Here is a 12,830-nt window from a genome sequence, read left to right on the forward strand (position 1 = left end):
GGGCGGATCGGAGCGCATTGCTTGCCGGCTAGACAACACGGCAGCGACACGAAGCAGAGCTAACGTTCCGTTATAGCAACTACTGCCGCGCGTCGTTCGCCGATCAGGACGCTGCATCCTCCCGGCTTCGGTTCGGCTTCAGCATTGCCTAGCTCGCCGATCTTGCGGTTGCGATCGAGACATTCGTCCCGTTGAGAATCGCGACCGCGGCACCTCGCTTGCAGAGCGCGAGGTCCCCTGATCGCGCCAATCAGTTTTTCACTCGAGGCTGGTGCGCAGTCCTGCCGCGATCGCCCGCAACACGGCTGTCCGTAGCGGCGTTCCGGCGCGGCCGAACAGCACAATCTCCGAAGGTGGCAACGCCGGCAGACCGAGCTCAGGCCCGCGATCGGGAAGATCCCCAGCTGCCAGACGCCCCATCGGCGCGACACCGAAGCCGGCGCGGACGCCTGCCAGCAACGCGGCACAACTGCCGGCCGCGAAGGCTTCGCGCCAGGGCAAGCGTGCGGCCTCCAGCGCCTGCACCGCTGCCGCCCGCACACCACAGGGCGCGGGCAGCACGGCGAGCGGCACGCTCGTGGTCGGCACGAAACCTGCCACCGCGCGCCAGCCCAGCGGATCGGTCCCCAGGACCTCGCCATCCTTGCCGCCGCCGTCGCGGCGAAGGATGCAGGCATCACAGGTCCCCTCCTCCCACGCAGCGCGCATGGCATGGGAGAGTCCGACGCGAACCTCAAGCTCGGCTTCCACAGGCAGGGCCGACCGCACGCGTCGAAGCAGGCCTTCGAGCGCGAGGCCGGTGGCATGGTCGCTGATGCCGATGGCGAAGCGCTGGCGCGGCATTTCGGGCGCGACGGCGGCATCGTGCGCGGCCAGCAGGGCCTCCGCCCGCGGCAGGAACGCCTCGCCTTCCGGCGTCAGCCGCACGCGCCGGGGGGTGCGCTCGAGCAGCCTCCGACCCAGCCGTTCCTCCAGTTGCTTCAGGCGCTGGCTGACGACCGGCTGCACCGTCCCCGCTGCCTCGGCGGCGCGGGTGAGGTTTCCAAAGCGCGCCGCGAGCACGAACAGGCGGATTGAGGCAAGGTCGAGCATGATTGCATACTACGATGTCAGGTATCGTTATTGATAGCGTTCTCTTATGTCACCGAGACGTGCGACATGGCGGCCGACACGAACCAGGAGCTCGCCATGCCGATGATCACGCTGCGCTATGTAACGCCGACGCCACGTCCGGAATTGCGGGAGAGCATCGCCGCGTTGGCCGCGCGCCTCGCCGCGGAAACGCTCGGCAAGGCACGGACGCTGACCGCCGTCCTCGTCGAACCGGCGGATCCAGCCGCGTGGTTCATCGCCGACCAGCGCCCGACCGAGGTGGGTCTCTCGGCGTTCTGGCTCACCATCACCATTACCGCTGGCACCAACACCAAGGCGGAGACCGCGCACTTCGTCCGTGAGGCGTTCGTGGAGTTGGAGGCGCTCCTGGGGCCGTTGCACGCGGAGAGCTACGTGCTGGTGCAGGCAGCCGACGGCCACGCCTACGGCTATGGCGGCCGGACGCAGGAGGCGCGATGGGCCGAGGCAAACCCTGGGTGACGCCCGGGCGTTGCGTGGCAGAGGTCGGCACTGAAGCCGCGCAGTTTGCGGGCGCTGGCACGCGTGCGGGAAAGTTCGCGAAGTGAAGGCCGTTGTCGTTAGTATCGTCACCTCGCGCAAAGCGGGCACGACGGACAACGAGGATGTTGCGTCCCTTAGCGATCGGGCGCGCAGGACGCCGACCATGGGCGAAAGCGGGGCATGGGAGCGTTCATGGCTCCCAGAAGCGTCGGTTGAGATAGGTCCGCAGGGTGTCACCGGTCACGCCGAAATCGCGCAACACCTCCTCGGGCTCGTTCAGGACCTGGCGGCGCAGCGCAGATCGGTACCAGATGCGGCACGCCCAAAGCAGTGGACGTGGCATGCCGAGCCCTTCAAAGCCGGGGCGCAACAGGTCTCTGTCGGGCAAGTCTTGTCTGGAGCGGGTTCGCAGCCACACGACCGTCATGGCTGCCCGGACCATCGGCTTGTTCCGCCGCGCGCATCAATGCGCGGCCTGCCAATGTCCTTCAACATGCGCGCGTCTAGTTCGGTAGCGACCTTGCGGGAACGGTGGTGGCGAGCACCACAGCGAGCGCGCCTACGATTGGGGGTAGACCCAGGTAGCGGCGCTTGGGTCACGCTCCACCCGAATAATCTGTGGAACAGCCCTTTGTGGCCAGTCACGAGAGCAGCGCTCGCAAGCCCCGGACGACGAGCCAGGCACCGACGGCAAGTAGGAGCGCCCCGGCGACCCGATGCAAGACGAGTGCGTATGTCGCCGAGCGCTGCACCACGGCGCTGGCGAGGGCGGCGTACGCCAACTTGGGTATCGCCACGCCCAACGTCATTGTCGCAATGATCAACGCGAGGTCGATCGCAGTGACCTGCTGCAGGTCGATGAATGCGGGGACAAAGGCGAGATAGAAGAGGATCGCCTTCTGGTCCATGAGCGTGATGCCAAGGCCGGCCAACATGCTGCGCAGCAGCGGCGTGCGCGGTACCGCCTGCCACCGCACTGCGGGCTTGGCGCGGAGCATGGCGGCCCCGAGCCAGAGCAGATACAGCCCGCCGCACAGCGCGAGCAGCCACGCCCAACGCCCGGCCACCGGTTCCAGCCAGGCGAGGCCGAACAGGGCGACCGAGAGATACAGGCCATCGCCAAGAATGATCCCGAAGGTGCACGCGAGTGCGGCCCGTAGGCCGCCGGCTACCGCCTGGGACACCACCGTCGCAACACTGACACCCGGCAGCGCCGCGAGGGTCAGCATGGCGAGCAGCATCGTGCCGAGAGACAGCACGGATACCGTCATTGTGCAGCGGTTGCTGGCTGAAGCGCGCACGCCGCCATGGCCAGTCAGCGCGAGGCCGGCGGAATGTGCGACAGACGCTCGGTGAACGCGATGATATCAGAGTGCGCGTAGCTCAGCGCGATCCGCTGCGTCGATGCCGGGCGCTGCGCGAGCGAGAGACCTGGGCGCCATGCCGTCTTCGGCCGGATGGGTCGCGGTTGGAAGCCGCCGCCGCAGTTCGGGCAGACGTTCCTGAGGTGCTGGTCAACGCACCGCGCGCAGAAGGTGCATTCATAGGTGCAAATACGCGCGTCCTCGGCGTGCGGCGGAAGGTCACGGTCGCAGTATTCGCAGTTCGGTCTCAGTTCGAGAGCCACGGCTTCATGCCCCACAGGATTCCGGCTTCCGGACGGTGATGCATCATGGTGAGCTTGGCGGCGATGACACAAAGACGACGATTTCCGCCACACCCGATCCATGCGGTCGAGCTCCTGGCGTTCCCCGATGTCCAGTTGCTCGATGTGACGGGCCCGATGCAGATCTTCGCCTCGGCAAATGAGGCACTTGCGGCCCGGGACATGCCCTGTCGCTACGCCCTTTCGCTGGTCGCCGCGGCGCAACTGGTTCCGACCTCTGCCGGGCTGAGCCTTGCGGCGACGCCGTTCCGGGGCGTGCGGCGCGCCGTGGACACTCTGATCGTGCCCGGTGGCGCAGGCGTGGATGCCGCAATGTCGGATGCGCGCCTGCTGGCATGGATCCGGCGCCGGTCGCGCATGGCACAACGCATGGTCTCGGTGTGCACGGGTGCCTTCCTGCTGGCCGAAGCGGGGCTGCTCGACGGCCGCTCGGCCGTCACCCATTGGGCCCGCTGCGGCGAGCTGGCACGCCGCTTCCCGTCAATCGACGTGCGGCCGAAGCCCATCTTCGTGCGTGACGGCCGAGTCTGGAGTTCCGCAGGCGTAACCGCGGGGATGGACCTCTGCCTCGCTCTCGTCGAGGAGGATGTGGGACGCGACATCGCGCTCGCGGTCGCCCGCGACCTCGTGATGTTCCTGAAGCGGCCCGGTGACCAGGCGCAGTTCAGCGAGGCGCTCGCGCTCCAGCGCGCGGGGCAGTTCGACGATCTCCACCACTGGATTCGCGGGAACCTCGCGGGCGATCTCTCGGTCCAGGTCCTCGCGACGCGCTGTGGGATGACCGAGCGCACCTTTGGTCGCCGATACCGGGCAGAGGTGGGATTGAGTCCTGCCCGGATGGTGGAGCAAATGAGGATCGAGGCAACGCAGCGTCTTCTCACCGAAACCGCGGAGCCGCTGAAGACGATCGCCGCGCGCTGCGGCTTCGCGAGCGAGGACGTCCTGCGTCGGTGCTTCCTTCGCCAGACATCCGTTACGCCAAGAGAATACCGGCAGCTCTGGCGGCTCGACCGAGGATCGAGGAACCGCAGCCGGCCTTGATTGCCGCTCAACCGTACACGACGCACCACCAGGTCGTGACAACGCCCGCTTCGCCGGTACGTCAGGCGGATACTCCGACGGCGGCCACCGCGTCGCTGACCTGGCGCGGATGCCTCCGCGGGCATCACGACCTTCGCTCGGTGACAGCAGGTGGCACTCGCGGGACAGACCGCGGACGGTCGCGCGCGCCGAGCGCCACCGCAGCGAGGACAAAGGCCATCCCTATGCCCTGCGGGAGAGAGATCGGTTCCCCAAGGACCAGCGCCGCGAGCGTCACGGCTGACAGCGGCAGGATCGCTGTCGCCAACGCAGCCTGCGCCCCCGTAAGCCGCGCCGCGCCCGCATACCCCAGCAGAAAGCCGCCCACTGTCGGCACCATTGCGTACCACAGCACCGCAAGCAGGGCCGGCGCGGCGAGATCGGCCTCCCACGGCCGTTCCAACAGCGCGAAGGGCGCGGCGAGCACCAGCCCCAAGCCGGTCATGACGGTGGACAGGGCGAGCGGCGGGACCGGCACGCGCAGCCGCTTGTTCAGCAGCAGAAAGGCGGCTTCGCACGCGACGGCGGCGAGCACCAGCAGGTTGCCGATCAGCGCTGCAACATCCACGCGGAGAACCTCTGCCGTGCCGCCCGCGGTCACCAGCGCGAGGCCTGCGCTCGCCAGCCCGATCGCACCGAACTGTGTGTGCGAGGGCCGCTCGCGCAGGAGCAGCCAGGCAAGCAGGGCGACCATCGCCGCCAGGCTGCCCGCCACCACGCCGGCATCGGCCGCCGCGGTGAATCGCAGGCCGAGGACGAGCAGCAGCATGTAGCCGACGCTGCCGAGGGCTGCCTGGGTCATAAGCAGAACGCCGTCACGGCGGTCCGGCAGCGGCAGACCCTGGCGCGCCAAGCGCATCAGCAGGAGGAACACCGGCAGGGCCAGCGCAAAGCGCATCGCTGCGGCAGTGAAGGGCGGCATCCCCGAACCAATCACCTTGCTGGCCACGACTGTGCTGCCGACGGTCACCATCGCCGCGCCGCACAGCAAGAATCCCAGAAGCTTCTCCGACACAAGCCACCTCCCTCGCTCGCCAAGAGAGGACGCGCTGGCGGAGATAGGGTCTTGGACGAAATTTCAGCCGCGCGTCGCGGCCCAGGCGCCCGGAGTAGCGCCGGTGACGCGCAGGAAGGCGCGGTTCATGTGGCTCTGGTCGGCAAAGCCGAGCGCCGCCGCCACTTCGGCAAGCGGAACGCCGGCGCGGATCATCGCCCGCGCGCGCTGCACGCGCCGGACGATCCGGAAGGCGTGCGGTGGGAGGCCGATCTCGCGGCGGAAGCCGTGCAACAGCTGAAAGCGGTTTAGGCCGACCTCGGCGGCGAGTTCGGCCAACGTGGCGGGTGCGGCCGGGTCGTCCTCGATGCGCTGACGCGCGCGCGTTATCGCGGCGGCGCCGGCAGGCGGCGACCGGCGCGACGTGTGATGGCGCAGCACGACATGCAGCATGTCGAGCAACGCCGTCTCTTGCGCCAAGGGATCAGCGGATCCATCAGTGACAAGCGCGTGCGCGCGGAGCACCCGCGCGGCGAGCACCGCGTCACGGATCACTGGGCGCCCGAACACGACGCCCGCGGCATCTGGCGTTCCGGCTTCCGCCGCCGACTGCAGGAAGCGGCTCGGATCGAAGTACAGCATGCGCCAGGCGCGTGGCCCGCCGAGCGGTGCGCCGTCATGCACCTCGCCGGGGTTGACAGTGATGACCTCGCCGGCGACGGCCTCGACCGGGCCCCGCCCGCTGGCCGAGCGCTGCGCGCCCTGGCGCAGCACGCCGATACCGAACTGGTCATGCGTGTGGCGTCCGAACGCTAAGCCGCTGGCTGCCTGTGTGGCCTCGATGCCTGGCAGGAAGCAACGCTGGACGATGATCCGTTCCTGACGCATGGGCGCTCCTCTACCATGCTGCGGCGCAGGCCTTCGAGACCGGGCGTGCAATCCTGTGGTTTCTCCGTCACCTGCTTCGGGGCAGGAGCCGCCCGTCCAGAACGACCAGGCCAAGCCCGATGAGAGCCATGCCCCCAAGCTGCAGTGCCGACAGCCGCTCGCCGAGAAACGCCGCACCGAGAAGGACCGCGCTGATCGGGATCAGCAGCGTGACGAGCGACGTGTTCGTCGCCCCGGCCGTCGCGATCAGGCGGAAGAAGATGATGTAGGCCAGCGCAGTGGATAGCAGCGCCAAGCCGATCAGCGCGCCCCATGTGGCGAGGCCGGGCATGCCGTGCTGCCAAGGCCGATCGACAATCAGGACAAGCGGCAGCGCCATGCACGCGGTGGCCGTGATCTGCCCGAAGGCGCCCACGGCAGGCGCGATGCCCATGCGCTTGAAGCGGCGGCCGAAGGTATTGGCGAAGCCATACGACAAGGCGGCGCCGAGGCAGGCCAGGACACCCCACACCGCACCATCAGCCGCCGACGATGTCTGTGCTCCCAGCAGCACGACGACGCCTGCAATCCCGAGTGCGATCCCCGTCAGCTTGTAGAGGGAAAGACGTTCATCAGCGGCGAGGAAGTGCGCGACAAGGATCGAGAACAGCGGTGTCGTGGCGTTGATGATCGAGGCCAAGCCGCTTTCGATGAATGTCTGGCCCCAGAATATCAGCGTGAAGGGAAGAAGGTTGTTCAGGAACCCCATGCCGCAGAAGGCCCACCAGGTCGCTGCGGTGGACGGGATCGGGGTGCCGCGCAGTCGTAGGTAGAGCCAAAGGGCACTGGCGGCGATGGCCACGCGCGCCAGCACGATCGTCAGTGGCGGCACCTCTGATAGCGCGACCTTGGCAAAGAAGAACGAGCCACCCCACAGGAGGGAAAGCAGGCAGAGGAGCCCCCAATCCCCCGGAACGATCGGCCTTGTATCGGACATGCGAAGAGACCTCAGAGCAGGACATGCGCCCATGGATTGCGCATCGTGCAGGACTTGCCTCGCCGTAATCGGACCTCATCCTCCAAGCTGGGATCGCGTGCGGTAGGATCGGCTGCATGATCATTGAAGCTGAAAAATGGGAGAGGGCCTGGGCGGAGCGCGATCCCGCCTTTGATGGACGCTTCTTTGTCTGCGTCAGGACCACCGGCGTGTATTGTCGTTGCACCTGCCCCGTGCGCCTGCCGTTCCGCCGCAACGTGCACTTCGTCCCGAGCGCAGCGGCGGCAGAGGCTGCCGGCTTCCGGCCCTGCCTGCGGTGCCGGCCCGAGACGATACCCTTCTCGCCCGCCTGGAACGGCACCTTGGCAACCGTGGAGCGGGGCTTGAGGCTTATCATCGAGGACGGCGCGCTGGACGGCGAAGACAGCACGGTCGAGAGACTGGCTGCCCGCCTGGGCGTGACCGAGCGGCACCTGCGTCGGCTATTCGCGCACCACCTGGGCGCTAGCCCGAGCGCCGTCGCGCGGACTGCTCGCGTGCAAAGGGCAAAGCGGCTGCTGACCGATACGGATCTGACAATGACCGAGATCGCGATGGCCGCGGGGTTCGGAAGCCTGCGGCGTTTCAACGCGGCCTTCGCCGACGTGTATGGGCGGCCTCCGAGTGCGATCAGACGCGGCCCGCGGAAGCGGTAGAGGCGTGCAAGTGGCCCTCGGGCGTGGCATAGGCGGCGCGGGATCCAAACCCAAGATAATCTCACTAATGGAACGCTTTGCGCTCGGCAATACCGCGAATGATGCCGGGACCATTTAGCGGCACATGCTGCACCGACCCTCTGGGTGCAGGGCGGTGCGTCAGTTGTCTTCGGGGTGGCGAGTGCGATCGAAACGGCACCGCGCGCGATCCAGGACAAGGCTGCCAGCTTGCCGCGAACCGCCTTCGCGGTGCTGAAATCCCTGGGATGTTGCGGAGTTGGCCAAACCTGATGAATTTCAGCTGGAGTAAAGGATCGGACGGGCTCATCCGCGCTCAAGCATCGTCGTCACCTTCGCTCTCAGCCATCCTATCCTCCGTTCCCGCAACGTCGACGGAAACCTCGCGCAGCAGCGTCGGCCCCTTCGACAGGCGGCGACCAAGCGCTTCGAGGAAACGCTCGTAGCGTTCTCGGCCCTTGGCCTGCGCGGCGGCGTAGTGCGCCTCCGACGGCGCAGGTACGGCGACCAGCCAGTGCCGCACGAAGAGCGCGAGCGTCTCAAGGCCTATATTGGTGTCGCGGTTCAGGCGCTCGATCTGGCGGCTCATCCTGTCGAGGCGTTTTGCCATGACCGCCTCCATCCGGTCCGGTGCGTCGGGCGAGAGGAACGAGGCGATCGAGGCTTCAGCGACGACGGAAAGTGACCGGCGCCGCTCCTGCGCATAGGTTTCGAGCTGTTTTGCGAGGTTCGGGTCGAGATAGACGGAGAGGCGCACCTTCTTCACGACGGCGCCTCAGAGCGCGATGCCGTCATCGGGGTCGAGCGCCGCTTGGCGCGCCAGCCGCCCGGAGCGGACGCGCAGCGCACGTGCCCGCGCTGTATCGTCTTCCTGGTCCTCGTCGAGCAGCGGCAGTTCCTTCTCGGGCGGTGCCCCTGGCTCGGGTGCGACCTGCTCGTGCTCAGGCAGTGTCGGTTCTCGACGGATGCCGCCGTCAGCATCGTCGGCCGCAGCGGCGGCGGACGTCATTGCCTCGCGCGCGAACGGCTGGAGCGCGCTCCAGTCATCCAGGCGGGGCATGGATGGCTCAGCTGATGTGGGGTCAGGCGGCGAGACCACCCGTGCACGAAGCTGCCGGTCTTCGTAGTAGCGTGCCTTCCGTGCACGGATCGGAGGGCAGCCTGACACCAGGACAATCTCGTCAGTTGGTGGCAACTGCATCACCTCGCCTGGCGTCAGCAGCGGCCGCGCGGTCTCCTGGCGGCTGACCATCAGGTGGCCGAGCCACGGCGACAGTCGGTGCCCCGCGTAGTTCCGGCTATCGCGGATCTCCGTCGCCGTGCCGAGCGCATCGGAGACCCGCTTGGCAGTGCGTTCGTCGTTCGTCGCGAAGGCGACGCGGACGTGGCAGTTGTCCAGGATCGCGTTGTTCGGCCCATAGGCACGTTCAATCTGGTTCAGCGACTGCGCGATCAGGAACGACCGGATGCCATAGCCCGCCATGAAGGCGAGCTGGCTCTCGAAGAAGTCGAGCCGACCGAGCGCGGGGAACTCATCGAGCATGAGCAGCAGCCGATGCCGACGCCGCTCGTTCTCCAGCGCTTCCGTCAGCCGGCGGCCGATCTGGTTGAGCACGAGCCGCACCAGCGGCTTGGTCCGTACGATGTCGGAAGGCGGGACGACGAGGTAGAGTGTGACCGGCGCGCGCGCCTCGACCAGGTCGGCGATCCGCCAGTCGCACCGGCGGGTGACCTGCGCAACGACCGGATCGCGATAGAGGCCGAGGAAGCTCATCGCGGTCGACAGGACGCCCGATCGTTCGTTGTCCGACTTGTTGAGCAGCTCGCGCGCGGCGGAGGCGACGACAGGGTGAGGCCGATCGCCAAGATGCGGCGTCGTCATCATCGCGGCCAGCGTCCGCTCGATCGGGCGGCGCGGATCAGAGAGGAAGCCCGCCACGCCGGCGAGAGTCTTGTCCTGCTCGGCGTAGAGGACGTGCAGGATGGCGCCGACTAGCAGCGAGTGGCTGGTCTTCTCCCAATGGTTTCGGCGCTCCAGGGCGCCCTCGGGGTCGACCAGGATGTCGGCGATGTTCTGGACGTCGCGCACTTCGCTGTCGCCGCGGCGGACCTCCAGCAGCGGGTTGTAGGCGGCGCTCGCCGGGTTGGTCGGATCGAAGAGCAGCACGCGCCCGAACCGCGCCCGCCAGCCGGCGGTGATCTGCCAATTCTCGCCCTTGATGTCGTGGACGATGGCCGAGCCCGGCCAGGTCAGCAGCGTGGGCACGACGAGGCCCACGCCCTTGCCGGAGCGCGTCGGCGCGAAGCAAAGGACGTGCTCTGGCCCATCGTGCCGGAGGTAGCGCTGCGCGAACCAGCCGAGGACAACGCCATCGGGGGCAAGCAGTCCAGCCTCGCGGACTTCCCGTTCGGTTGCCCAGCGGGCCGAGCCGTAGGTGGTCACGTCCCGCGCCTCGCGGGCGCGCCAGACGGACATGCCGATGGCGATGCCGATCGCCGCGAAGCCACCGGCCGCAGCGATGATGGCGCCCTCGTAGAAGACCTGCGGTGCGTAGGCGTCGTACCAGTACCACCACAGGAAGAAGGCGGGCGGCGGATAGACCGGCACGTCCGCCCAGACGTCCATCGGCTGACCGAGCTGGGCCTGGTAGCCAAGTCGCCAGGCAACCCACTGCGTCGCGCCCCAGACCGCGGCGAGCACAATCAGGAAGACGATCAGGACCTGGCCCCAGAGGATCTTGGTGGCGGTCATGGGTGGGTGGGCTGCGCAACGACCATGGCGCGAGAGGTGCGCAATCGACGCGGTGACCTTCAAGCGGCCAGAAGTCGGCATCGTGCCGGCGGCGAGCGCGTCGTACGAAACGGCGGCGGGTGGTGCCAGTCCAGTACCGCGGCGCGGCATCCGGTCAGAGGCTAAGGCCTCGCTTGCGCGTGGGCGTGAGCTCCAGACCGCCGCCCGGCGCAATGCTCCCCGCCACGGCCAATCCGCGCTGCTGCTCCATCGACGGCTTCCACGGCACCAGCTGGAAGCCGAGCCCGTCGTCGATCATTGCAAAGCGACCCGACGCTAGATCGAGGCGGCGGGTGAACACCCCAGAGACGGAGTCACCCTCCCGTGCCGGGCGCCACGCCTTCCCCGTCTCGGCCGTCACGCGCGCCGCGACCGACTCCACCTCACGCTGACGCAGCGTGTCGAGCAGGTCGCGCGCGAAAACCACGCGCTGACCCTGCCGGCGCGCGAGACCCTCCGAGACCAGATGGTCGGCTCGCGCGGCAAGGGCGGCACGGACCTCGCCACCAAAGCCGTCCCCGCTCAGGGCGCTGGGCGCCCGATCGAGCAGGCGGCGATCAAGCCAAGTCGCTCCCCTTGCGGTCACCTGCGCCTCGATCGACAGGTCGGAGCGAACCGCCAGCGCGGAGCGCTCGCTCCCCTTGGCGTCGGTGAAGTGCCGGAGTTCGACGATGGCACCGGGTGCGGCGTCGCTTGTGGCTTCGAGGTCGCGGAATCGGAGATGATGTGCGCGGCCGTCCACATCATCCACGATGGCGAAGGCCGTGCCCTTGAGCTCGTCGTCCAGGCCCCGTGCGACGAGCCTCCCGACGATGGTGCTACGCTCGCCGTCGAGCACGTAGCGTTCCGCGCCGCGATGCCAGCCTCTGCCGGTCAGCTCACGGTGCATGCGCTTGATGATGTCACCGCGCTCCCCGAGTGCGCGCAGGCGGGGCTCCAGATCATCGGCGATGCGCCAACGGGCCGGGCCCATCGGCTCCGCGAGGCCGAGGCGCTCCAGGGTCCGAAGCCGCCCGATCCGAATGGCCGTGTCGGCGCGATCCGCGATGCCCGCTGCCGATCGCAGGTCCACGATCCCACCATCGGCGCGCTGTACGATATCACGGTCCAGGCCCGTCCAGCGCTCGGCAGCGGCGTCTCGCTCAATGGCCCGGCGGATGTCCTGTTCGGTCCGCGGACCCAGCTCCAGCGTTGCACGCTCCGCCGCTCGGGCGCGCAGACCGTCGCTGATGTAGTCGCGCGAGATGACCAGGTTCTCGCCATCGTCGGCCCGGCCACGGACGATGACGTGGATGTGGGGATGCTCGGTGTTCCAGTGATCGACGGCGACCCAGTCGAGGTGCGTGCCGAGGTCACGCTCGGCGGTCGCCATCAGGTCGCGCGTGTAGGCGCGGAGGTCGGAGAGTTCGGCCGCACCCTCTGGCGAGACGATAAAGCGGAAATGGTGGCGGTCGTCCTCGCAGCGTTCGGCGAAGGCCCGGTGATCGGCGTCGCCGGTTGAGTCGAACATGCGTCCCGGCGCGCCGTCACGGGTCACGCCATCGCGCCGGAGGTAGGAAAGGTGCGTCGACAGAGGTGCAGCGCGGATGCCGTGTCGGACGACACGTGCCTTGATGGCGACGACGCGGCTTTCGGGCCGGAGCCGCGCGCGGGCCTGCACCGCGGCTGCGCGGCCTCTGCCGAAGGTGCTGCGGCTGGAGGGGTGGCGCTGGCTGCTACGCTGAAAGCCGCCGGCCTTCTCCGTGGCTGCGAGCGCCTGAGCGACGAAGGTGCGCGCCCGGCGCGGCGCCTTGACGTCGCGAATGCGGCCAGGCCGGACGCGCAGATCATCGTCGCGGGTCATGTGCCGCCTGTGCGCACCTCGCGCAAGGTGATGCTGGTGCAGCGGGTTGCCGCGTTGCGCAGGCTGCGAGAGCAGGAGGCACCTCGCGCGAGTATGTTGATCTGCCTGCCTGCTCCGCCCCGACCGACGCCGCGCACATCGCGGCCTTTATCTTGCAATCTGCGGTCGGGGTTCCTTGGTTCGCCGCCTCCGCCGCTTTGGTGGTCGGTCCTGGAGTAGCCGGCAGCACGACAGAAGCACTCGAGCCTGCGCGCATGTGCGACAT

Annotated in this window: 13 protein-coding genes; 3 read left to right on the top strand and 10 right to left on the bottom strand. The window is 68.2% G+C overall.

Features of this window, described 5'->3' with window-relative positions; genetic code table 11:
* Positions 1–258 precede the first annotated feature (258 nt).
* Positions 259–1,092: a LysR family transcriptional regulator gene (locus E8M80_RS20625; RefSeq protein ID WP_137127610.1), complete on the bottom strand. Its 834-nt coding sequence runs from the start codon at positions 1,090–1,092 to the stop codon at positions 259–261.
* Positions 1,093–1,158: 66 nt separating this feature from the next.
* On the opposite strand from E8M80_RS20625, the gene E8M80_RS20630 reads away from it, so the two are divergent.
* Positions 1,159–1,593 (top strand): 4-oxalocrotonate tautomerase, encoded by a 435-nt coding sequence (locus E8M80_RS20630; RefSeq protein ID WP_206035699.1) that lies wholly within the window; start codon positions 1,159–1,161, stop codon positions 1,591–1,593.
* A 211-nt stretch (positions 1,594–1,804) separates the two neighbouring features.
* Here the strand turns inward: E8M80_RS20630 and E8M80_RS26095 are convergent, their stop codons facing one another.
* The 3 genes from E8M80_RS26095 to E8M80_RS20640 all read right to left on the bottom strand — a co-directional run bounded on the left by E8M80_RS26095 (position 1,805) and on the right by E8M80_RS20640 (position 3,241).
* On the bottom strand, positions 1,805–2,041 hold the full coding sequence (locus tag E8M80_RS26095) for a hypothetical protein (protein WP_170979540.1): 237 nt from the start codon (positions 2,039–2,041) through the stop codon (positions 1,805–1,807).
* A 214-nt stretch (positions 2,042–2,255) separates the two neighbouring features.
* Positions 2,256–2,855, bottom strand: coding sequence for a LysE family translocator (locus E8M80_RS20635; protein WP_170979541.1), 600 nt, complete (start codon positions 2,853–2,855; stop codon positions 2,256–2,258).
* A gap of 74 nt (positions 2,856–2,929) precedes the next feature.
* Entirely contained in the window at positions 2,930–3,241 is a 312-nt protein-coding gene (locus tag E8M80_RS20640) for a DUF1272 domain-containing protein (protein ID WP_137127612.1), read from the bottom strand.
* A 63-nt stretch (positions 3,242–3,304) separates the two neighbouring features.
* On the opposite strand from E8M80_RS20640, the gene E8M80_RS20645 reads away from it, so the two are divergent.
* The gene (locus E8M80_RS20645; RefSeq protein ID WP_137127652.1) at positions 3,305–4,321 is read left to right on the top strand and encodes a GlxA family transcriptional regulator; all 1,017 of its coding nucleotides are present in this window, start codon (positions 3,305–3,307) and stop codon (positions 4,319–4,321) included.
* 124 nt (positions 4,322–4,445) lie between these two features.
* On the opposite strand, the gene E8M80_RS20650 is transcribed toward E8M80_RS20645, so the two are convergent.
* From E8M80_RS20650 to E8M80_RS20660, 3 genes are all read right to left on the bottom strand, one after another.
* Entirely contained in the window at positions 4,446–5,375 is a 930-nt protein-coding gene (locus E8M80_RS20650; protein ID WP_137127613.1) for a DMT family transporter, read from the bottom strand.
* Between the two features lie 63 nt (positions 5,376–5,438).
* Positions 5,439–6,242 carry an AraC family transcriptional regulator gene (locus E8M80_RS20655; RefSeq protein WP_137127614.1) on the bottom strand — a complete coding sequence of 268 codons (804 nt, stop codon included), beginning with the start codon at positions 6,240–6,242 and terminating at the stop codon, positions 5,439–5,441.
* Between the two features lie 67 nt (positions 6,243–6,309).
* The gene (locus E8M80_RS20660) at positions 6,310–7,218 is read right to left on the bottom strand and encodes a DMT family transporter (protein ID WP_137127615.1); all 909 of its coding nucleotides are present in this window, start codon (positions 7,216–7,218) and stop codon (positions 6,310–6,312) included.
* 116 nt (positions 7,219–7,334) lie between these two features.
* Between E8M80_RS20660 and E8M80_RS20665 the strand changes: the two genes are divergently transcribed.
* The gene (locus E8M80_RS20665; protein WP_137127616.1) at positions 7,335–7,913 is read left to right on the top strand and encodes a bifunctional transcriptional activator/DNA repair enzyme AdaA; all 579 of its coding nucleotides are present in this window, start codon (positions 7,335–7,337) and stop codon (positions 7,911–7,913) included.
* A 334-nt stretch (positions 7,914–8,247) separates the two neighbouring features.
* Here E8M80_RS20665 and E8M80_RS20670 read toward each other — a convergent pair whose 3' ends face one another.
* From E8M80_RS20670 to E8M80_RS20680, 3 genes are all read right to left on the bottom strand, one after another.
* Positions 8,248–8,697 (bottom strand): CopG family transcriptional regulator, encoded by a 450-nt coding sequence (locus E8M80_RS20670; RefSeq protein ID WP_137127617.1) that lies wholly within the window; start codon positions 8,695–8,697, stop codon positions 8,248–8,250.
* A 9-nt stretch (positions 8,698–8,706) separates the two neighbouring features.
* Positions 8,707–10,683 carry a conjugal transfer protein TraG gene (locus E8M80_RS20675; protein ID WP_137127618.1) on the bottom strand — a complete coding sequence of 659 codons (1,977 nt, stop codon included), beginning with the start codon at positions 10,681–10,683 and terminating at the stop codon, positions 8,707–8,709.
* 154 nt (positions 10,684–10,837) lie between these two features.
* Entirely contained in the window at positions 10,838–12,565 is a 1,728-nt protein-coding gene (locus E8M80_RS20680) for a DUF3363 domain-containing protein (RefSeq protein ID WP_137127619.1), read from the bottom strand.
* Positions 12,566–12,830: the final 265 nt, after the last annotated feature.

It is taken from the genome of Roseomonas sp. HF4, assembly GCF_005222755.1.
Classification (GTDB): domain Bacteria; phylum Pseudomonadota; class Alphaproteobacteria; order Acetobacterales; family Acetobacteraceae; genus Neoroseomonas.